This window comes from Shewanella insulae (assembly GCF_009831655.1).
Taxonomy (GTDB): domain Bacteria; phylum Pseudomonadota; class Gammaproteobacteria; order Enterobacterales; family Shewanellaceae; genus Shewanella; species Shewanella insulae.
Genome location: NZ_WRPA01000023.1, coordinates 1 through 22,044, shown reverse-complemented (window position 1 = coordinate 22,044; position 22,044 = coordinate 1). Strand labels below are relative to the sequence as shown.

The 22,044-nt window shown below is 52.2% G+C and carries 17 protein-coding genes, 1 tRNA gene and 1 rRNA gene; 4 read left to right on the top strand and 15 right to left on the bottom strand.

What is annotated here, in order from left to right; all coding sequences use genetic code 11:
• Position 1 precedes the first annotated feature (1 nt).
• The 7 genes from aroB to GNT65_RS18545 all read right to left on the bottom strand — a co-directional run bounded on the left by aroB (position 2) and on the right by GNT65_RS18545 (position 6,679).
• Positions 2 to 1,078: a 3-dehydroquinate synthase gene (gene aroB, locus GNT65_RS18575; RefSeq protein WP_160798690.1), complete on the bottom strand. Its 1,077-nt coding sequence runs from the start codon at positions 1,076 to 1,078 to the stop codon at positions 2 to 4.
• Positions 1,079 to 1,093: 15 nt separating this feature from the next.
• The gene (gene aroK / locus GNT65_RS18570; protein WP_011864020.1) at positions 1,094 to 1,609 is read right to left on the bottom strand and encodes a shikimate kinase AroK; all 516 of its coding nucleotides are present in this window, start codon (positions 1,607 to 1,609) and stop codon (positions 1,094 to 1,096) included.
• A gap of 215 nt (positions 1,610 to 1,824) precedes the next feature.
• The gene (locus GNT65_RS18565) at positions 1,825 to 3,876 is read right to left on the bottom strand and encodes a type IV pilus secretin PilQ (protein ID WP_160798719.1); all 2,052 of its coding nucleotides are present in this window, start codon (positions 3,874 to 3,876) and stop codon (positions 1,825 to 1,827) included.
• 22 nt (positions 3,877 to 3,898) lie between these two features.
• A complete protein-coding gene (locus GNT65_RS18560) occupies positions 3,899 to 4,414 on the bottom strand; it encodes a pilus assembly protein PilP (protein WP_160798689.1) in 516 nt (171 codons plus the stop codon).
• A complete protein-coding gene (locus tag GNT65_RS18555; RefSeq protein ID WP_160798688.1) occupies positions 4,411 to 5,034 on the bottom strand; it encodes a type IV pilus inner membrane component PilO in 624 nt (207 codons plus the stop codon). Before GNT65_RS18555 ends, GNT65_RS18560 begins: the two co-directional genes overlap by 4 nt.
• A complete protein-coding gene (locus tag GNT65_RS18550; protein ID WP_160798687.1) occupies positions 5,031 to 5,612 on the bottom strand; it encodes a PilN domain-containing protein in 582 nt (193 codons plus the stop codon). Before GNT65_RS18550 ends, GNT65_RS18555 begins: the two co-directional genes overlap by 4 nt.
• Positions 5,600 to 6,679, bottom strand: coding sequence for a pilus assembly protein PilM (locus GNT65_RS18545; RefSeq protein WP_160798686.1), 1,080 nt, complete (start codon positions 6,677 to 6,679; stop codon positions 5,600 to 5,602). Before GNT65_RS18545 ends, GNT65_RS18550 begins: the two co-directional genes overlap by 13 nt.
• Positions 6,680 to 6,863: 184 nt before the next feature.
• On the opposite strand from GNT65_RS18545, the gene GNT65_RS18540 reads away from it, so the two are divergent.
• The gene (locus GNT65_RS18540; RefSeq protein ID WP_160798685.1) at positions 6,864 to 9,428 is read left to right on the top strand and encodes a PBP1A family penicillin-binding protein; all 2,565 of its coding nucleotides are present in this window, start codon (positions 6,864 to 6,866) and stop codon (positions 9,426 to 9,428) included.
• A gap of 171 nt (positions 9,429 to 9,599) precedes the next feature.
• Here the strand turns inward: GNT65_RS18540 and argH are convergent, their stop codons facing one another.
• From argH to argC, 5 genes are all read right to left on the bottom strand, one after another.
• Entirely contained in the window at positions 9,600 to 10,961 is a 1,362-nt protein-coding gene (gene argH / locus GNT65_RS18535) for an argininosuccinate lyase (RefSeq protein ID WP_160798684.1), read from the bottom strand.
• Positions 10,962 to 11,090: 129 nt separating this feature from the next.
• The gene (locus GNT65_RS18530) at positions 11,091 to 12,314 is read right to left on the bottom strand and encodes an argininosuccinate synthase (RefSeq protein ID WP_160798683.1); all 1,224 of its coding nucleotides are present in this window, start codon (positions 12,312 to 12,314) and stop codon (positions 11,091 to 11,093) included.
• Positions 12,315 to 12,367: 53 nt separating this feature from the next.
• Complete coding sequence (locus GNT65_RS18525; RefSeq protein ID WP_160798682.1) at positions 12,368 to 13,273, bottom strand: ornithine carbamoyltransferase; 906 nt, start codon at positions 13,271 to 13,273, stop codon at positions 12,368 to 12,370.
• A 42-nt stretch (positions 13,274 to 13,315) separates the two neighbouring features.
• Positions 13,316 to 14,101, bottom strand: a complete 786-nt coding sequence (gene argB, locus GNT65_RS18520; RefSeq protein ID WP_160798681.1) for an acetylglutamate kinase — start codon at positions 14,099 to 14,101, stop codon at positions 13,316 to 13,318.
• Between the two features lie 28 nt (positions 14,102 to 14,129).
• The gene (gene argC, locus GNT65_RS18515; RefSeq protein WP_160798680.1) at positions 14,130 to 15,110 is read right to left on the bottom strand and encodes an N-acetyl-gamma-glutamyl-phosphate reductase; all 981 of its coding nucleotides are present in this window, start codon (positions 15,108 to 15,110) and stop codon (positions 14,130 to 14,132) included.
• A gap of 268 nt (positions 15,111 to 15,378) precedes the next feature.
• Here argC and argE point away from each other — a divergent pair, with 268 nt between their 5' ends.
• The 3 genes from argE (at position 15,379) to GNT65_RS18500 (ending at position 19,828) form a co-directional block, all read left to right on the top strand.
• On the top strand, positions 15,379 to 16,536 hold the full coding sequence (gene argE, locus GNT65_RS18510) for an acetylornithine deacetylase (RefSeq protein WP_160798679.1): 1,158 nt from the start codon (positions 15,379 to 15,381) through the stop codon (positions 16,534 to 16,536).
• A gap of 117 nt (positions 16,537 to 16,653) precedes the next feature.
• Positions 16,654 to 19,290, top strand: coding sequence for a phosphoenolpyruvate carboxylase (gene ppc / locus GNT65_RS18505; RefSeq protein ID WP_160798678.1), 2,637 nt, complete (start codon positions 16,654 to 16,656; stop codon positions 19,288 to 19,290).
• A 28-nt stretch (positions 19,291 to 19,318) separates the two neighbouring features.
• Complete coding sequence (locus tag GNT65_RS18500; RefSeq protein ID WP_160798677.1) at positions 19,319 to 19,828, top strand: YceB family lipoprotein; 510 nt, start codon at positions 19,319 to 19,321, stop codon at positions 19,826 to 19,828.
• Between the two features lie 109 nt (positions 19,829 to 19,937).
• Here GNT65_RS18500 and GNT65_RS18495 read toward each other — a convergent pair whose 3' ends face one another.
• From GNT65_RS18495 to rrf, 3 genes are all read right to left on the bottom strand, one after another.
• Positions 19,938 to 21,212, bottom strand: coding sequence for a CinA family nicotinamide mononucleotide deamidase-related protein (locus GNT65_RS18495; protein WP_160798676.1), 1,275 nt, complete (start codon positions 21,210 to 21,212; stop codon positions 19,938 to 19,940).
• Between the two features lie 607 nt (positions 21,213 to 21,819).
• A tRNA-Asp gene (locus GNT65_RS18490) sits at positions 21,820 to 21,896 on the bottom strand.
• Positions 21,897 to 21,932: 36 nt separating this feature from the next.
• Positions 21,933 to 22,044, bottom strand: a 5S ribosomal RNA gene (gene rrf / locus GNT65_RS18485); the annotation flags it as partial.

Below are 22,044 nucleotides of genomic sequence, written 5' to 3'. Positions count from 1 at the left end.
ACTAGGCGCGGCTAATGACCTCTTGCAGAAGGGACTCGGAAACCTCGCCATATACCTCTGCCTGACCTATGGCCTTTGGCAGTACGAGTCTGAGCTTTCCATTCAGTACTTTCTTGTCACGCCGCATATGCTTGATGAACTGCTCGAAGTTCATCGCCTCAGGGGCCTGAGTTGGCAGATCAAATGCCTCGAATATCGCTTCGATTCGACAAACAATTGACTCATCCACCAAGCCCATCTTAGATGCTGTTAGCGCAGCAAGTACTGTGCCAGCTGCCACAGCTTCGCCATGGAGCCAAACGCCATATCCCATCTCCGCCTCGATGGCATGACCGAAGGTATGCCCCAGATTTAACAGGGCGCGTACACCTTGCTCTGTCTCATCTTGCGCCACGACGTCGGCCTTGATTTGACAACATTTGGCAATGGCATAGGTAAGTGCCGCCTCATCCAGAGACTTGAGCGCCTCAACATTCTGCTCTAACCAACTAAAAAATTCGCCGTCCCAGATGATGCCATACTTAATCACCTCGGCCATGCCGGCGGCAAATTCCCTAGCAGGTAAGGTATGCAGACAAGCCGTGTCTATGGCGACCATCTTAGGCTGATAGAAGGCGCCTATCATGTTCTTGCCCATGGGATGGTTAACCGCTGTCTTACCCCCAACGGAAGAGTCGACCTGTGATAACAGGGTCGTAGGAATCTGAATAAAATCTACGCCACGCTGATAACAGGCAGCGGCAAAACCTGTCATATCGCCGATCACACCACCACCCAGGGCGACCAATACCGAATCACGCCCCATATTCTGCGCCAGCAACGAGGTAAAAATCGCATCCATCTGCGACAGTGTCTTGTATTGTTCGCCATCGGGTAAGATGACAGGATCGACAATCTGGTAAGAGGCCAATAGCGCCTGCACCTTGGCGAGATACAGGGGCGCTATTGTGTCATTAGTCACGATAAGAATTTTTTTGCCTTGAAGATAGCTGGCGAAATGTTCGCTATTTTCGAGGAGATTCTGGCCAATAAAGATAGGGTAACTGCGTACACCAAGTTCAACCTGAATCCGTTCCATTCTACCGCCTAATGTTTAGAAACCTAATTGGTCAATAATTTGATTTGCAACAACTTTTGCACTTTGCTCGTCAGTTTTGACGATTACGTCGGCAATCTCTTCGTAAAGTGGATTGCGGATCTCGGCGAGCTTCTCCAACACTTCTCTCGGATCTTCAACCTGAAGTAGTGGACGACGCTTGTCACGCTGTGTACGCGCAACCTGCTTATCGATAGTGGTTTCCAGATAAACCACGATACCACGAGCAGACAAGTTATTACGGATATCTTTACTCTGAATAGAGCCGCCGCCAGTAGCTAATACAATGCCTTGTTTCTCGGTTAAATCGGCAACAACTTGTGTTTCGCGACGACGAAAGCCTTCTTCGCCCTCAACGTCAAATACCCACGCGATATCAGCACCAGTACGGTTTTCAATCTCTTGATCTGAATCGTGGAACTCTAAATGAAGCATCTGCGCCAGATGACGGCCTATAGTGCTTTTGCCAGCCCCCATAGGACCTACTAGGAAAATATTACGTTTTTCAGCCATTGCTTTACGTCTGAATCTTATATGGAAAGTTTGCCTACGCCAGCCAAAAAATCAGGCCGACCTTAAATGTTACCTTGCTCTAATGAGACTTGACCACGGATTATCTCAGCTATCTCACCTCAAAGGCAAGTAGGGGAAGTAAATTCTGTGAAATTATACTCAGGCATAAAAAAGCCAGCGTATCGACACTGGCTTTATTTGATATGTGATTCTGATTAGAGCTCTTCAGAGATGATCTTAGGTGTCACAAAGATTAACAGCTCTTGACGCTCATTTTTATCAGTACTGTTTCTGAAGAGATAACCTAAGAATGGAATATCCCCCAATACAGGCACCTTACTGATACGATTGATCAGTTGTTGCTGATAGATACCACCAAGCACAATCGTCTCACCATGATCCACCAGCACCTGGGTACCGATACGCTGAGTATCGATAGATACGGCCTGACCAAGCGGTGTATCTACCGTCTTACCCTGAGAATCCTGAGTGATCTCAAGATCTAAGATCACGCGATTGTCCGGGGTGATCTGTGGCGTTACCCGTAGCGATAATACAGCCTTCTTAAACTGAACCGTCGCCGCACCACTAGAAGCCGATTCGACATAAGGAATTTCAACACCCTGCTCGATATAAGCAGCCTTCTGATTAGAAGTCGTAATACGAGGACTGGCGATGATCTCACCCTTACTCTCTTGCTCCAGTGCACTCAACTCAAGATCCAACAAGGTACCGTCGGCGAGCTTGGCCACATGGAAGGCGATACTGGTTGGGTTAGTAACTGCGGCCGGCAAGTTCACATTCAGTCTGTCACCGATATCGGGCACCACACCGTTCGCAATATCGTTCGCCCCTTCCAGGCTACCTGAGGTTCCCTTGTTACCTTGTTGATCCGTAATGCCCCACTTGATACCAAGATCTTCGGAGACGTCATCCTTTACGGTGACCATACGTGATTCGATCAACACCTGACGAATAGGGATATCTAAGACTTCAACCAGACGATGAATGTTTTCCAGACTCTCTTCGGTATCTTTCACCAAAAGGGTATTGGTTCTGTCGTCCACGGCCACTGTGCCACGGGCAGACAACAGGCTAGCATCTTCCCCTTTTAGCAACTCGGCAATATCGGTCGCCTTGGCGTAGTTGATTTGCAGGTATTCAGAGTAAAGCGGTGCCAGCTCTTTCACTTCCTGCTGGTTTTTCAGCTCTTGGCTCTCACGAATAGCGATCTCTTCGGCTGGCGCCACCATCAGAATGTTGCCTTCGATACGCTTATCCAGCCCCTTAGTCTGTAAAATCAGATCAAGCGCCTGATCCCAAGGCACATCATCCAGCCTCAGGGTGATGTCCCCTTCAACCGTATCACTGGTCACTAAGTTAAAATCATTATAGTCGGCGATGATCTGCAGTACGGTACGAACCGAGATGCTTTGGAAGTTAAGAGAAAGCGAACGCCCCTCATACTTCTTCTCCTCTTTGACCACAGCTGCGCGCTCGGCCTTGCGTACGTTGAGTCTAAACAGGTTACCTTCCTGCTTATAGTTGTACTCATACTGACCGGAAACATCCACCAGCAAGCGCGACGTCAATTCATCTTTAAAGGTCTCGAAGCTCTTAACCGGCGTGGCAAAGTCTTGAACATCCATGACATACAGAAGATCTGAGCCAATGTCTGTGTTGTAAAACTTAAGTTCAAGCTTGGCGCCAACCTGCTGCACATTGGCCGCGACAGAGGAGTTATTCAATTTAACCAGCAGCTCGCCACCACCATCAGCCATACGATGGAAATCGATGTTCTTAATGCCATTTACAAAAGGATTGGCGGCGGTATCACTACGACTGGCCACCTCATCGTTTATCGTTAAACGATAGGTATTACCTAATACCTTACCCTGATATGCCTTCACCTTAGCCAGATCCAGCATAACCTTGAGTTGATCGTTTTCTTGCATCGTAGACATGGACTTAACGCCCACGTTATTGATCGGTAGTTTGTCTTTTTCCAGTCCAGACAGGCTATCGTCAAATCCCAGTATGATCTGTGCAGGTGAAGCATTGAGATTGATCTCAGGCTCCTTGACCGCTTCCTCAAACACCAGTTGTAACTCTAACTGGTGATCGACAATCGAATGGTATTTAACATCAATCAGACGGTTCGCAGCTGAAGAATACGGCGCCACACCCAGTAATAAAGCCAAGCCAAAGGCCACTTTAAACAGGGGGGACTTTTTAAATAAAACGCTTTTCGCGGCAGAAGATTCCATTATTCCCTCATCCTTCGCTTTGTTATTCACCAGTCAGTTCCATGTTGCTCATTCTCTCAGCCCAGCAACCTGTCCCATCTGGAATTAATTCAACTATTTCGACCATTTGCTGTGTAACTTTAGCAATTCGCCCGTGATACAAGCCAACATATTCACCCACACCCAAGCGATATACACTGCCATCATTCGTCTCAATCAAGGCCCAGATATCGTTATCTTCGCTCAAGGTGCCACGCATCTTAAGGTTATCCAGCGCATAAGTCTCTAGGCGACCCTTGCGCCGTTTCAGATCGGGCTGCAAACAATCTTTGGTCGTGTCGACCACTTCTTCGGTCAACTCTCTTGAAGGCGGTACGAAGGGGCTACGCATCAACTCTGCCTGATAGGCAAAATGTTCAAACTTTGGCGGCTCCTTCAAAGGAGGCACGTGCGCGACATGTTGGGCCTTGGTCGTAGTGACAAATAATTCGAGATCACTGCGGTCACCTATACAACCAGCGAGCATCACGGCTAAGATTAGCAAAGGTAGCTTCTTCATTTCTTCGCCCCCTTCGCCTTCTTATTCTTAGGGAGCTGGGCCCCCTCTTTGAAACGATAGGTCTTAGCTAAAATTTCCATCGCGAGTTCGCCGCTATCACTGCGTCTTATCACAAAATCATGCAGACTGACGATACGGGGTAGCTTAGCCACGCCACTCACCAGATGTCCCATCTCATGATAATTACCGGTTACCGACATGCTAATAGGAAATTCGATATAGAAATCACGCTGTATCTCTTCCTGCCACTCTAGGCTCTGAATCCCCAGTCCCGAATCGGTCGCGACAAAGGTCAGGTCATCGAGTAAACCAGGCATCTCGTTTTGCGACGGCAGCATTTTCAACAGCTCGGCGAACTGAACTTCCATCACAGCCAACTGCTCTCGATACAGCTTGAGGTTAGCCGCCAATTGATATTTTGCTTTAAAATCATCCCTTAAGGTGATTTCTTTATCTTGCTCACGCTTTAGAGTGTCTATGGAGTCAGAAACAAACAGGAAATAGCCTGCGACGAAAATCAGAATGGCCAAGAAAGCGGCAAATACGACCTTAACCTGGGTCGGCCAACCACCAATGTTCTCAAAATCGATATCATTGAATTCACTCAGATCGAGTTTCATTTGCTCGCTCCTTGTGTTGCTTTGGCATCATCTGCACCTTCTTCACCGATAGAGACCCTTAGACTGAAACGCTGTAATTGACGCATCTCATCATTTTGCGACACGATCGACTGCATGTTGGGATCATGCAACCACATAGAGGCCTTGATCTTACGCATCATGTTGGCGACGTTGTTATTGGATTCGCTGCGTCCCTGGATCCACAACAGGCTACCCTTCTTTTCGATACTGGATAGGTATATTCCAGGCGGCACGACGCGCACCAACTCATCTAATACGTGGGTCGGTAAATTTCGTGCCTGTTGTAGATTTAATATGATTTCGGTACGACGCTCGATATCTTTTTTACGCTCGCGAATCTTTTTGATTTCGGCAATTTGTTTTTCTAATAGCTGAATTTCACCCTGCAGGTAGGCATTTCTTCCCCTCTGCTCTTCGGTCATCATATCGAGAACGGTCAAGGCTAAATAAACGACTAATGCCGCACCGATAAATACAGCAGCTAATATTCCCAGGTAATCGCGTTTTTGTTTTTCTCTCGCTTCTTCGCGCCAGGGCAATAAGTTTATGTTCGCCATTGAGAGTAACTCCTCAGCGCTAATCCACACGCGACCATGTATTTATTAATATTGGGCTGTAGTTGAGTCTTCACTTGCTCGTCCGCATGCAAACAACCCAAGAAAGGGTCGGCAATAATGGTATGAACGCCGAGTTCGTTAGTCAGCAGATTAGCCATGCCTTCCAACTTAGAGGTACCACCGCATAAGACGATATGATCGACCTTATCCTTACCGCTAGAAGTACAGTAAATCTGCAAGGTGCGCTTAATCTGTTGTAGCAGTTGTGTCTGGAAAGGTGAGAGCACCTCAAACATATAGTTGCGTGGTAAATCGCCTTCGAGTTTAGCCTTCTCCGCCTGATCATGGGACATGCCATAGAAAGATAAGATCGATTGGGTAAACTGTTCGCCACCAAAGGCTTGTTCACGAATGAAGGTCGTCTCGCCTTTCTCTACCACGGCGAAGGTCGTCATGTTGGCACCAATGTCGACCAAGGCGACCACCTTATCTTCGGCGCCATCCGGTAACTGAGCCGCGACCAACTCGAAAGAACGCCCCAAAGCATACCCTTCAACATCAATCACTTTGGCTTCGAGATTAATGTCGTCCAGGCTATCGACCCTGGCATCGATATTCTCGGTACGACATGCACTCAGCAACACATCTACCTTGGAAGGATCGGCGCTGTTAACACTGAGAGTTTCAAAATCTATGCTGACTTCATCGAGTGAATAAGGAATAAGGTTATCGGCCTCGATCTCGATCTGTGTCTCCATTTCCTCTTCACTGAGTGAAGCATCCATGTAGATCACCTTGGTCATCACAGCCGACCCCGAAACCGCAGCCGCCGCATATTTCACACTCTTAGGCAAAGATCGTCTGATCAGCCTTAAGGACTCTAATACCGCATCAGCATCTCTTATTTCATGATCATTAACGGCGCCTTTTTTAACCGGCACCGCTGCGTGACTCAAAATTTTATAACCGTCAGCAGTCTTACTCAGCAGTATTGCTTTTATCTCGTGGGAACCGATATCGATCCCGACCATCTGCGGAGCCTGACGCTTCCATAAATTTGAAAGCATAGTCCATCGTCACTTTTGTTATAGTTTCTGGGATTAGATTAGCACAAAATCAACTCGTTATAGATATTTGTACAAAATGTTTGTAACTTTTACAATTGCCATTTTTTTGACAACCATTTTTGCTTCACCAATAGCTGCTCGCCTTATATACTATTGTGCCTGCTAAATTTATTGGAATTATCTGGTGAAGTGGTTTAAACGAATTACCATCGCTCTATTTAGCCTTGCCCTTTTGGGTATTGGCGCAATTGCCGCGGCCTATTTTTATGTGCTGCCCGAGCTCCCCGATGTTACCACTCTTAAAACTGTAAAATTGCAAACTCCGTTACGAATTTATAGCGCTGATGGCAAACTCATTTCACAATTTGGCGAAAAACGCCGTATACCAGTCGAATATGAGCAGGTTCCGCAACAATTAATTAATGCGGTCCTCGACACAGAAGATGCCCGCTTCTTCGAACACAAAGGCATAGATCCTATAGGCATAATTCGTGCCGCTTTTATTTTGGCGACCACAGGGAAGAAGAGTCAGGGGGCGAGTACCATCACCCAGCAGGTTGCTCGCGGCTTCTTCCTCTCCAGAGAAAAGACCTACATACGTAAGATCAAAGAGATCTTTCTGGCACTGAAAATCGAAAAGGCGTTGAATAAGAAAGAGATCTTAACCCTCTATCTCAATCGCTCCTTCCTGGGTAACCGTGCCTATGGTGTCGGCGCCGCCGCCCAGGTCTACTATGGTAAGGAGCTCGAAGAACTCACACTGCCAGAGATGGCCATGATTGCGGGCCTGCCCCAGGCACCCTCTGCCGCCAACCCCATACGTAACCCAGCCCGTGCAATGAATCGCCGTAATTGGGTACTCAACCGCATGCTGGAGAAAGAGAACATTACCCAAGCAGAGTACCAAGAGGCGATCAAGGCCCCTGTCACGGCCAGGTATCATGGTGCCGAGATAGAGCTCTACGCGCCTTATATCTCAGAGATGGCACGCGACTATCTGGTTGAGATGCTTGGCGAAGAGGAGGCCTATACCGGCGGTTACAACATCTACACCACAGTCGATTCTCGCCTGCAGCTACTGGCACAAGAGGCGCTGCGTAATAACGTCTACGCCTATGACGAACGCCACGGCTACCGCGGCGCAACCAAGGTGTTATGGCAAGGCGAGTCGGCCAATCAAGTCAGACCAGAACAAGGCGAAATCGTCGCGCAGCTTAAGCAGACCAAGAGTTTCCAAGGGCTAGAGCCCGCCGCCGTGACCGAGGTCGCCGAGCAGAGCGTCAAGGTCATCAATGCTAAGGGCGAGGCCCTCACCTTGGATTGGGAAGGCCTCAAATGGGCGCGCAAGTTTATCAGCAACAAACGTCAAGGCAAGGCGCCTAAGACCGCTGGCGAGATCCTCAAGGTAGGCGAGCAGATCTGGATCCGCAACAACGGGAACATCTGGCAGCTATCACAGATTCCAGAGGTGGCCAGTGCCATCGTCTCACTGGATCCTAAGGACGGTGCCATCAAGACACTAGTGGGCGGCTACAGCTTCCACACCAGCCAGTACAACCGCGTCACCCAGGCGAAGCGCCAGCTGGGTTCTAACATCAAGCCTTTTATCTACACAGGCGCGCTAGAGAAAGGCTATACCCTGGCTACGCTGATCAACAACGCTCCCATCAATAATGCCGACATACGCCAGGGCACCGCATGGCGACCTAAAAACTCGCCCGATAGGTACACCGGACCGACTCGACTAAGGGTCGGGCTGGCACAGTCGATCAACGTCATGTCGGTGCGAGCCATGCGCTATACCGGACTAGAAAGCGCCATAGACACTCTGGTCAAGTTCGGCTTCGACCGCGAAGATTTGCCGAAAAATGAATCTTTGGCATTGGGTTCTCCTTCGGTGACACCGCTACAGGTGGTCACCGCCTTCTCTGTATTTGCCAACGGCGGTTACCGAGTCGAACCTTACTTTATCAAGCGTATCGACAACGCCTACGAGCAGATGCTAGAAGAAGCCGATCCCACTCTGGCCTGTACACCTGAGCAACCTGAACTGCAGGCGATGCCATCGGACGATCCTTTTGCCGCCATGGCACAAGAGCTCTCTGACCAAAACCTCTCAGCCCCTGAAGATCTGGCGTCAGATGATCCTAACTGTCCGAGCACGGCTCGCCACGCACCGCAGATCATCAGCAAGCAGACCGCCTTCTTGATCACCGAGGCCCTGAAGAGTGTTATCTGGGGCGGCGGCGACTGGAGTAAGGGGACAGGTTGGAATGGTACAGCCTGGCGCGCCGCGCGCGTGGTGAATCGCCGCGATATCGCCGGTAAGACAGGTACCACCAACGAGTCTAAAGACACCTGGTTCAGTGGCTTCTCACCCACATTGGCAACTACCGTGTGGGTTGGCTTCGACGATCACAGCATAGAATTAGGCCGCACCGCCTGGAACACCAACGGCGCGAAAGATCAGATCTCGGGTGCCGAGGCCGGTGCCAAGACAGCTGGCCCAGGTTGGAACGAGTTTATGAAAAATGCCCTTCAAGGCACACCCGAACTCCCCTCTGTACCGCCCGAAGGCATTGTCTCGGCCCGTATAGATCTGGCCACGGGTAAGTTAAGCCGTAAAACAGACTACACCAGTAAGTTCGAGTACTTCATCCAGGGAACCGAGCCTAAGGAATTTGCCACCGAGGCACAGACTCAGGAAGATATCTTTATCGACGATTCTGTGGAAGATCTCTTCCAATAGTCACCAACTGGGCTGGTACCACTCACTACCAGCCCAGTGAAATCCTCTAGGCTTAGGCCATTTTTCAGTGAATTCATAGCGCCAATTTTTTGGTGTAGATAAAACTTTAGATGTAAAAAAACCTGCGACTGCAGGTTTTTTAATCGATTGAATAGACAAAAGTTATCCAACTTAACCTTTGGCGGCCAACGCAGCCTTAACCTGAGTGAGTGAGGTGCCACCCAAGGCCTCACGTTTTGCTAGGCAAGAGTCAATCGTCAGACATTGATACACGTCTTCCTCAATGACACCAGCAAACGCCTGCAGGCTAGCCAACTCAAACTCTTCGATAGGCTTCTTCTGGGCAATCGCCTCGACAACAACCTCACCTACCACATGATGCGCCTCTCTGAACGGCATGCCTTTGGCTACAAGATAGTCTGCCAGCTCGGTTGCATTGGCATAGCCTTGCTGAGCCGCCGACAGGGTATTCTCTCTGTTCACCTTTAAGCCAGAGAGCACCAGAGCCGCCATCTCCAGACAGATAGACCAGCTGTCCATCACGTCGAACAGGCCCTCTTTGTCTTCCTGCATATCCTTGTTGTACGCCAGAGGCAGGGCCTTCATTGTGGTCAGTATCCCCATCAGGCTGCCATAGACCCGGCCCGTCTTACCACGGATCAGCTCGAGCGCATCAGGGTTCTTCTTCTGGGGCATCAGCGAAGAGCCTGAGGTCACCTGATCGTCAAGCTCGATAAAGCCCGCCTCACCACTGTTGAAGAAGATGAGATCTTCGGCCATGCGGCTCAGGTGCATCATGCTGATCGCGGCATCTGAACATAACTCGACCACATGATCCCTGTCGGACACAGTATCTAGGCTATTGAGGGTTGGTGCGGCGAAACCCAATGACTTGGCCAGTGCATGTCTGTCCATGGGATAGGCGGTACCGGCCAGCGCCCCCGTACCCAGCGGACAGGTATCCAGGCGCTGCAGACAGTCTTGCAGACGACTGATGTCGCGCTCAAACATCTCCACATAGGCCAGACACCAGTGACCGAAGGCCACAGGCTGCGCCCGCTGCAGATGGGTATAACCGGGCATGACGGCATCCAGCTCTCGCTCAGCAAGTGACAGCAAGGCTGCCTTTAACTGTGCCAGCAGTTCGAGCAGGGCCTGACCCTCCTTCTTACACCAGAGCTTAAGATCGGTCGCCACCTGATCGTTGCGCGAACGACCAGTATGCAGCTTCTTACCCAGGTCCCCGACCTTGGCGATCAAGGACTGCTCGACGAAACTATGAATGTCTTCGGCGCCCGAAGCCTGGATGCTCTCCGGCTGCTCCTTTACCTCGGCCAGCAGTTCTTGCAAAGCCTGCTTGAGTGACTGACACTCTTCCTGGGTGAGAATACCCACGCCGGTAATGGCATCGGCCCAGGCAATGGAGCCGACGATATCTTCTTCCACCAGCCGATAGTCGACCGGCAGGGAGTCATTGAAAAGTTTAAACAGTGCACTGCTCTCTTGGCTAAATCTTCCGCCCCATAACGCCATCTCACTATCCTCTAAAATCAGCTCTCAAATAAGCTCTCAAATAAGCTCTCAAATAAGCTCTCAAATAAGCTCTAAATTCTGCTCTTAAAATGAAGGGGCGTGCGCCGCCCCTTCATTACCTAGTCGACTCTACTTGACGTTTAACGCCCGGATACGGCTCGCCAATGAATAGAGACGAATGAAGCCTTCCGCATCTTTCTGGTTATAGACTTCGTCTTCACCAAAGGTCGCAAACTCCTCAGAATACAGGCTATTAGGAGAACGTTTCTTCACCGCCTGCGCCTGGCCCTTATAAAGCTTAAGCACCACTTCGCCGTTTAGCAGATTCGCCAGTGGCTGAGAGGCCCCCAGCAAGGACTCACACAAAGGCGTAAACCAACGACCGTCGTAGACCAGGTGCGCCATCTTGGCACCCACCTGCTCACGCCATTCGCGGCTGCTCTTGTCCAGTACCAACTCTTCGATCGCTCTTAGCGCGGCGAACATAACTGTGCCGCCAGGGGTTTCGTAGCAGCCACGAGACTTCATGCCCACCAGACGGTTTTCGGTGATATCGATACGCCCTACACCATGGGCGCCGGCGATCTCGTTGAGTGCCATCAGAGCGCCATATGGAGTGAGCTCTTCGCCGTTAACCTTAGTGATACGGCCGGCTTGCATCTCTACCGACACATACTCTGGCTCATCGGGTGCATCTTCCGGCGCAACCGTCATGGTCCACACCTCTTTGCTTGGCTCGTTCCACGGATCTTCCAGCTCGCCACCTTCGTGGGAGATGTGCCATGCGTTGGCGTCACGGCTATAGATCTTGGTGGCCGAAGCTGTGGTCTTTATGTTGCGCTCCGCCAGATAGTCCAGCAGATCTTCACGGCTCACCATGCTCCACTCACGCCAAGGGGCGATCACCTTAAGGTCCGGTGCCAGGGCGGCGAAACAGCCTTCGAAACGCACCTGATCGTTACCCTTACCGGTACAACCATGACACACTGCGTCGGCCCCCACTTTACGTGCCACTTCCACCTGAGCCTTGGCGATAATAGGTCTAGCCATAGAGGTACCCAGCAGATAGGTGCCTTCGTAGATAGCACCTGTCGCTATGGTAGGGTAGATATAATCGGCCACCAGCTCCTCTTTCAGATCCACGATATGGCACTCGGACGCGCCAGAGGCGATCGCCTTCTCATGCAGGCCTTCAAGCTCGGCCTCGCCCTGACCCACGTCGGCGCAGAAGGCAACGATCTCACAGTTATCATAGGTCTCTTTCAGCCAAGGAATGATCGCCGATGTATCCAGACCACCCGAGTAGGCCAATACCACTTTTTTCACCGATGCTTTGTTGTTTTCGATAGACATTTCGTTTTCCTAAATACTCAATTCGTTGACCCAATCGCCATTGGGAAGGTTCGTTAACTCAGTAGGGTCACTAACACGGCATTTTGCGCATGCATGCGGTTTTCTGCCTGTTGCAAGATCAGTGAGCCGGCCCCGTCGACCACCTCGGCAGCCACCTCGACGCCACGGTAGGCGGGTAGGCAGTGCATGAAGAATCTGGCACCCGCCTTGTTCATCATGTTGGTATCCACATGATAAGGCGCAAATTTGGCTTTGATCTCGTCTAGACTGGCGTTGTCTCCCATGGAGATCCAGGTATCAGTATAGATGGCATCATGGCCGGCGATCGCCTCGACATCTGAGCTCAATACCAACTCGCCGCCATGAGCCTCGGCAATAGCTTGCGCCTCGAGCACCACCTGACCGTCGGGAAAGTGTCCTTGAGGACAGATCACCGTCATCTTGGCACCCAGCAGCGCCGCGCCATACATGAGCGAGTGGGTCACATTATTACCATCGCCAACATAGGCCAGCTTCACCTTGCTGACATCATCGAACTGTTCCGCCAGAGTCAGAAAGTCCGCCAATCCCTGACAGGGGTGATACATGTCCGACAACGCGTTGATCACAGGCACGCTGCCATGCTCGGCGAGCTGCTCTATGGTGGAGTGGGCAAAGGTTCTCGCCACTATGGCATCGGCCCAACAGGAGATGTTGGCGGCAAAGTCGGATACCGGCTCACGCTTGCCCAGGGCGCCGTTTTGCTGATCCAGGTAGAGACAATGACCACCTAACTTATTGATGCCGATATCGAAGCTTACGCGGGTTCGCAGCGATGGCTTCTCGAATAACATCACCACACTCTTACCGTCTAGTGCCTTGCGATAGTCTTCTGGGTTGGCCTTGATCGTCTTCGCCAGGGCGAGTAAGTCGATCAGCTGCTGCTGGGTAAGCTCTTTTATCGATAGTAGGTGATTCATATATATACTCCTAGATGAATACTCTTCTCATGTTCCGTTTAATTAATGTGGCATAACCTGAGTGCCGATAGACTCGCCCTTCTCCAGCGCGCTCAACTGCTCGGCGTCGCGCCATGAGGCGACCTGTACCGGCTGTCCCATCCATTGTGCAACCTCTAATGCCGCCTCGACCTTGACCTTCATCCCCTTCTCGATGACGCCTAACTTGGTCAGCTCATCGGCGTGGGCCTTATCCAGGGTCTTGATCAGCTGCCCCTTACCGTCGAGCACACCGCTCACGTCGGACAGCAGCACCAGCTGGCCTTCCACCAACTTGGCAATCACGGTCGCCGCCTGATCGGCATTGACGTTCAGCAGGTTTCCATCGCCATCTACGGCGATCGAGCTGACAATCGGCATCCAACCTTGGGCCAGCAAGAAGTTCAAATAAGTCGGGTCATTGGGTGACACTTCGCCCACAAAGCCAAGTTGTTCGTCTTTGATGCTGCCTTTCACTATGGCGCCATCACACAGGCTCATGCCCACACAGGTAATACCGGCCTTGACCGCACTGGCCTGCAAGATCTTGTTGGAGGTGCCCGCCAGCGCACCAACAACAATGGGCACCTGCTCTTCTGGGGTGACACGCAAACCGTCCAGCTTGACCGTCTCCATGCCATTGGCCTCGAGCTGCTCGTCTACCAGGCAACCACCGCCATGCACCAAGATGACAGATTGTCCTGACTCGATTATGTTCGCCGCGCTTGCCATCAGGCGCGCCAGGCCCATCTCACACTGCATCAGGGCGCCACCCACTTTGAGCACTAAGGTTTTCTTATTTGCCGACATAGCTACTTCTCTCTCACAGGTGACAAGATTAATAATTGAAATGAATCTTTATGCATTGATGCGCCTGACTCGCCGCACCCTTCATCAGATTGTCGATTGCGCTCGCCACCACCAGATAGCCATTGAGGGGATCGAACTTCCATCCCAGCAGACAGTTGGGGGTATGCACCACATCGTCAACCTTAGGAAATTGATTATGGTACACATTCACCAGAGGTGCCGACTCATACACTTCATAGGCCTTGGCAATATCGGCTTCGCTCACTCCGGGCTTCATCTGCACGGTAATGGTGGCCAGGATGCCTCGCTTAAAATTGCCTAGATGAGGAGTAAAGATCACCTGCTGCCCTAGTTGAGTCGCTATCTCGGGTTGATGTCTATGGCCCAGTACGCCGTAAGGCGTCAGGCTCACCTCGCAGAAACTGGTGTGCAGCTGCGCCTTTCTGCCGGCGCCAGTCACGCCGCTGACGGCGTTGATCACCGGCAGGCTGTCTGTCATCAGATCTTTCAGGGGTTTTAGTGCCGTCAGTGAGGCCGTGGGATAACACCCAGGCACGGCAATCATCTTGCTGGCGGCTATCGCCGCGGCGTTCCATTCGGCCAGGCCATAGACGGCCTCCGCCAACACCTCCGGATAGATATGCTCGAAACCATACCATTTGGGATATTGCTCGCTATCAACAAAACGGTAGGCGCCACTCAGGTCGAACACCGCCAGCCCCGCCTGATAAAACCAGGCCGCCAGATGTAGACTCACACCATGGTCGGTCGCCAATACTACGGCATCGGCCTCATCGACTATGGTCTGCTTGGCCTGCTCGGTCAGCGGCACCAGGCTAAGATCGATATGGCTGTACACCGGATACAGGCTAGCCAGAGTTTTGCCCTTATCCAGGCTGTTTTCAGAAACATAGAGGCCTTGAATCTTAAGCTGATCATCGGCCTGGATCAGTGAAGTAACTTGAGCACCCGTGTAACCACTGGCGCCAATTATCGCTATGCTTTTCATACTTTATGACTTCTATATTGTGTTAACGGTAAAAAAGAGAGGGGCACTGCTTAAGCCCTGGTATAGATACCAATATGACAAGATTATCGTCGCAGGAAGTGATTACAGCTAACCTTATATGCAAAAAGTAAGAAGAAATTGTTCATTTTTTATCTCTAAGTTAAGCCTTTAATAATGGCGCTCGTTTTAGCTGTTTGATAGACTAACACAACAAACTAATTATGCAATAATATTGAATAGATATTTTTAAATTAAATTGGGTCAAATGATGAAAACCTTTCCCGACATCAAACAATCCTTTCGCGAGCTGATCGCCACGCCGTCCATCAGTGCCCTCGAAGCCAAGCTCGACATGAGCAACCAAGGCGTAGTAACCCTGCTGAGCCAGTGGCTCGACGATCTGGGTTTCGACTGCCAGATACATCCCGTTCCCAACACACGGGGCAAACACAACTTGCTGGCTAAGATCGGCCAGGGACACGGTGGGCTACTACTGGCGGGACATACAGATACTGTGCCCTTCGATGAGGGACGCTGGAGTCAGGATCCCTTTACCCTGACGGAGAAGGATGATCGCTGGTATGGACTGGGCAGCTGCGACATGAAAGGCTTCTTCGCCCTTGTCTTAGAGGCGGTGCGCCAGATGCCGACCCAAGACTTCATCCGGCCGCTCTACATACTCGCCAGCGCCGATGAAGAGACCACGATGAATGGCGCCAAGGCCTTCGCCCAGTCTAAGGCTATCGCGCCTGAATATGCACTCATAGGTGAGCCCACCGGCCTTAAGCCTGTCTACATGCATAAGGGACACCTGGCCCAAGGCATTCGCATCACGGGACGCAGCGGTCACTCCTCGGATCCCGCCAAGGGACTCAACGCCATAGAGATCATGCATCAGGTGATAGGCCAGCTACTCAAGCTGAAGCAACACCTGGCGGAGCACTACCGCGAAGAGGCCTTCAGCGTCCCCTATCCCACCATGAACTTTGGCCATATCCACGGTGGCGACGCCGCCAATCGCATCTGCGGCTGCTGCGATCTGCACCTGGATATCCGCCCCCTGCCCGGCCTGCCGTTAGAGGTCTTGGAACAACTTCTCACCCAATATCTGGCCGAGCTGAGTCAACGCTATCCTGGCGCCATCAGCATAAGCCAGCTCTACCCCGGCTCCCAGCCCTTCGCGGGACAGGCGGACGCCCAATGGTCACAACTGGTCGCCGAGCTGTCGAATCAGGCCCCCGAGGTAGTCAACTATGCGACCGAGGCTCCCTATATTCAGCAACTGGGCTGTCAAACCCTGGTCTGGGGACCGGGCAGCATAGAGCAGGCACATCAGCCAGATGAGTACCTGGACACCGCCTACATCAACAAAACCGTCGACTTGCTAAAACACTTGATTTACCACGCCTGCATAAAGACGCCATAAAAAATTCATGCAAGGTGATATAGAACACATAAGCATACGATATGAAGATATGCCGTATTGACCTAAACCTGATAGCCTAGGTATGGTGATTGATTAACTAGTGGGTATGGAGCATTTATGACAGATATGTACGCGTCGCTGCGATCCAATGTGGGCACTTTAGGCCAAATATTAGGCGATACCATTCGCACACACATGGACGAGCCCTTTTTAGACAAGATTGAACAGATCAGACACCTGGCCAAGAGCTCACGCCAAGGCAACGATGCCGCCAGGGAACAGATGCTTACCCTACTGGCCGCATTACCCGACGAAGAACTGGTACCATTTGCCAAGGCCTTCAACCAGTTTCTCAACCTGGCTAATATCGCCGAGCAGTTCCATACCATCAGCCGCAACTGCGACGAGCTGGTCTGCGTTCCCGATCCTGTGGATCAACTCCTGGGCCGCATGCTAAATGGGCGCATAGACCAAGATAAGATGCTCGAGTGCCTGCAGACACTGGATATCGATCTTGTACTTACGGCGCACCCTACAGAGATCTCCCGTCGCACCCTGATTCAAAAATACTCCGCCGTGGTCGATTGTCTGGCTACACTGGAGAACCCCCAGCTCACCGAGCGCGAGAAAAAACAGAATCACCTCAGACTCAGACAGCTTATCGCCCAGATCTGGCACACCAACGAGATACGTCACGAGCGCCCCACACCGGTCGACGAAGCCCGCTGGGGACTGAGCACCATAGAGGCATCGCTCTGGCAAGCGATTCCTGACTTCCTGCGCCAACTCAACGAACAGGTCGAAGAGCGCACCGGCAAACAGCTACCCAGCGACATAGCCCCCATCCGCTTCTCTAGCTGGATGGGCGGCGACCGCGACGGCAACCCCTTCGTCACCGCCAAGGTCACCCAAGAGGTGCTCGATCGTAACCGCCACACCGCGGCGCGCCTCTATCTCAAGGATGTGGTTTTGCTGGTCAACGAGCTGTCGATGGAGGAGGCCAATGAAGAACTACTGGCTCTCACCGACAACAGCCATGAACCATACCGCGAGGTGCTGCGGGAACTAAGACAAAAACTACGCGACACCATAGATTACCTAAATGCCCGTCTCGAGGGGCATTCGCCTGAGGTGGATCTCGATAGCCTTATCTGGCACGAGGACGATCTCAAGCAGCCCTTGACCCTGCTCTACCGCAGCCTGACCGAGTCGGGCATGAGCCTGATCGCCAACGGCCTGCTGCTGGATATGCTGCGTCGTCTGGCCTGCTTCGGTATCCATATGCTGCGCCTGGATATCCGCCAGGATGCACAGCGCCACAGCGACGTCATCGCCGAGCTGACCCGCTACCTGGGCCTTGGCGACTTCGACCACTGGGACGAGCATGAGAAACAGGCCTTCCTGCTACGGGAACTGAGCGGCAAACGCCCGTTGATCCCCCACAACTGGGAGCCGAGTGCCGAGGTCGCCGAGGTGATCAGCACGGTCAAACTGATCGCCAGCCAGTCACCTAAGGCCCTGGGCTCCTATGTCATCTCCATGGCCAGCCAACCCTCGGATGTGTTGACAGTCCTCCTACTATTGAAAGAGGCAGGATGTCAGCACCCCATGCGCGTGGTGCCACTCTTCGAGACCCTAGAGGATCTTAATAACGCCTCCAGCTGTATCTCGGCGCTATTCGCCATCGACTGGTACCGTGGCTACTGCAAGGGCAGCCAGGAGGTAATGATAGGCTACTCAGACTCGGCTAAAGATGCCGGTGTGATGGCCGCCGCCTGGGCACAATACAGTGCGCAGGAAAAACTGGTTGAGGTTTGCTCTCAGGCAGATATAAAACTCACCCTGTTCCACGGCCGTGGCGGTACCATAGGCCGTGGTGGCGGACCAGCCCATAAGGCGATCCTGTCACAGCCACCAGGATCGGTAGATGGCCGCATCCGAGTGACAGAACAAGGGGAGATGATCCGCTTCAAGTTCGGCCTGCCTAAGCTGGCGGTGCAGAGCCTGGCGCTCTATACCTCGGCCGTGATGGAAGCCACCCTGTTGCCACCACCGGAGCCTAAGCCGGAATGGCGTGAGGCGATGGAGCGACTCGCCAGTGACTCGGTCACCGCCTACCGCGCCATAGTGCGTGAGGAGCCCGACTTTGTCGCCTACTTCCGCGCGGCAACCCCAGAAGTCGAGCTAGGAAAACTGCCGCTGGGTAGTCGCCCCGCCAAGCGCCGTGTGGATGGCGGTATCGAGAGCCTGCGTGCGATCCCCTGGATCTTCGCCTGGTCGCAAAACCGCTTGATGCTCCCCGCCTGGCTGGGAGCAGGCGAGGCATTACAACAGGCCGCCGACCACGGCGAGCTCGACCTATTAAGGGAAATGGAGCAGCAGTGGCCATTCTTCGAAACACGCATCTCAATGCTAGAGATGGTCTACGCCAAGGCCGAGCCTAACCTGGCCAAGTACTATGAGACCTGTCTGGTGCCAAAAGAGCTACATCATCTCGGCGAAGCCCTGCGTAGCCGTATGGCGACGGGGATCAAGGTGGTATTGGAACTAACCCAATCCGACGCCCTGATGTCGCACACGCCTTGGAATCGTGAGTCGGTAGAGCTACGCAACCCCTATATCGATCCACTTAACTTCCTCCAGGCAGAGCTACTGGCCCGAACTCGGAAGGAAGAGGCCGGCTCAAGCAATGTCGAGCTGGCACTGATGCTCACCATCGCCGGTGTGGCGGCGGGCATGAGAAACACGGGGTAATGAGAAGCCTAGCCTAGTAGGCCTGCTGATGCTGAGTCTGACTGCATGTGTCAGTCAATACAGCATCAGCGAGCGCCAGCTCACCAACTACCTGAACGACGAGATGCATTTCGAGGTCAAAGAGGGTAATCGTTTCTTTGGCATAGAGATGAAGATCAATGATGTGAAGGTCAAGCTTGGCCACAAGGCTGACACCATGGCGATCACGGCCAACAGTCTAATCAAGGTGGCCAACCCGCTGATGCCCATCGATGCTACCATGACGGCCGAGTTCGAGGCCAAGCCCTGGTATGAAGCCGATCTGCACGGTCTCTACCTAAAGGAACTCAACTTGGTGAGTCTGAGATCTAACCCAAAGGAACTCGAACAGGCCATAGGCCAGGTGAGTCCTCAGATCATGGGATTCATGACCCATTTCCTCGAGACCCAGCCCGTGTATGTGCTCGATACCCAAGAGGGTAATCAGGCGCTTATCGCCGAGATGACCAAACGTATCCAGGTCGTTCCGGGCAAGATTAATCTTATCTTTAAGGATTAATCTCACCTCGCGAGCCTCTCTGTTTGAGGCAACTTTTCTTGAGGCAACTCTGATTAAGGATTAAAGATTAAGACGCCATGATGCGTGGCGCCTTGGCTAGTCTATTTAGCTATCTTGCAAATCGCCGATAAGAGGAGTAGTCGACCAATACGGGCGACTCTTGCAGCTCACGCCTGAGCATATCAAGCGCAACCGCCGTACTCAGCTGTCTCACCAGCTCCCGGGAGCGCGCCGGGAACTTAAGCATCTGACTATAGACACCTTGGCGGGTAGCCAATGCAATTGCAACAGTCCCTACTGGCTTAGCCTCGCTGCCGCCATCCGGCCCGGCAATACCACTGGTCGCCAGTGCATAATCGCTGTCCAGCAGACTTCTGGCGCCCTTGGCCATCTCCTCAACCGTGGCGATAGATACTGCACCATGGTCATCAAGGGTCGCAGGCTTAACCCCTAATACGCGCACCTTAGACTCGTTGCTATAGGTCACCAGTCCCTGGTCCAGATAGTTGGAGCTGCCGGCAAAGGCCACCAGATTATTGGCTATCATGCCCCCGGTACAGGACTCAGCAATACTTAAACGCTTACCCGAAGCCAGCAGTCCGTTATGGATCACCTGTGCCAGCGAGGTGACGTTGTGGCCGACGACCGCATTACCTAGACGGGCGATCACCTCGCCCTTCACTCTGTCTAATTCGCCGATGGCTGCTTCCCCTCGGGCAAACAACTTAATCTCGATATAGGGCATGAAGGAGCGATAGCCTAAGGTCATGCCTTGCGGCAAAGACATGCCTTCGAGCTTATCCGCCAGTGCTGATTCTCCCTGACCTATGGTCAGTAGTTTCTGCACCTCGACTTCCACATGGCTATCGGCGATCTGCTCCACAAAAGGAATAAACTGCTCGGTAACCATCTTCTTAAACTCGAATGGCACACCCGGAGTAAAGAAGAGCCAGGCACGATTAAGCTTCACACGAAAGCCACAGGCAGTACCCACTGGATTGTCCACCATTATGGCCGAAGCGGGTAACATCGCCTGTTTCAGATTGCTCTCAGGCATGTGTCGCCCATTACGAGTAAACCACTCCTGAATACGCTCGCGCCACAGGGTGCACTCGACCAAGGGCTCACCCTTGGCAATCGCCATCGCCTCGGACGACATATCATCGCTCGTCGGCCCGAGCCCGCCATTCACAAGGATGACATCGGCATGCTCGCTGCGTTGACGAAACACCTCGACCAGATCGTCCAATCTATCGCCTACCGTGATCCGCTGCTGCATCTCTATACCTTGGTCCATCAAGGCATTTGCCGCCCATGCCGCATTGGTATCGACTATCTGTCCGGACAACACCTCTTCACCGGTGCAGATCATTTCTATTTTCATATCCATCCCTTGAAACTAAGCCATTTCACTTGGCCATAAGGTAGGTAAGGCCGCGTGGAATAGCAATAGACAAACTGGCGGCTCGCTCGATATTCATGCTACTAGGCGTTATGCCCTGTTTACAGCATTTTTAGTTCTAAGCAAAAGAGAACTTATGTACAAACTAGTAGGAATGGTCCTGTTAGCCTCAACTCCTTCGTGCTGTACACTTTAAAGGCCAGATGCAGTGGTGGCTCAACGATCTCCGCCAGCATCACAAGCTAGCGATGCGGATAGGCTATTAGATACAGAATTTAGATGACTTAACGTATAGGCATTTTGAAAAGTCAGAAACGAAAAAAGCCTCAGCATTTCTGCTGAGGCTTTCGTCTTAATGTTGGTGGGCGCATATCGCACAGCGATGTGCTCATGCGCGCGGAGTATTAACGAGCTGGGGAGGATGGGACCGATGATCCGGCATTCCGGCCCGTGTGCCTTCGGCACGCGAGACAGCCCGCTTCCTGTTTATTAAGAATCTAACCAACTGAACTTCCGGCTCTCGGTTATAGGCTTTTAGCACACAACGAAAAAAGCCCTAGCATCACTGCTAGGGCTTTCGTCTTAATGTTGGCGGAGCGGACGGGACTCGAACCCGCGACCCCCGGCGTGACAGGCCGGTATTCTAACCAACTGAACTACCGCTCCTTTAGTAAAACGCTTACGCGAGATACTAAATTAGGCGCCTGGAAATGACCTACTCTCACATGGGGAGACCCCACACTACCATCGGCGCAATTGCGTTTCACTTCTGAGTTCGGGATGGGATCAGGTGGGACCACAATGCTATGGTTTC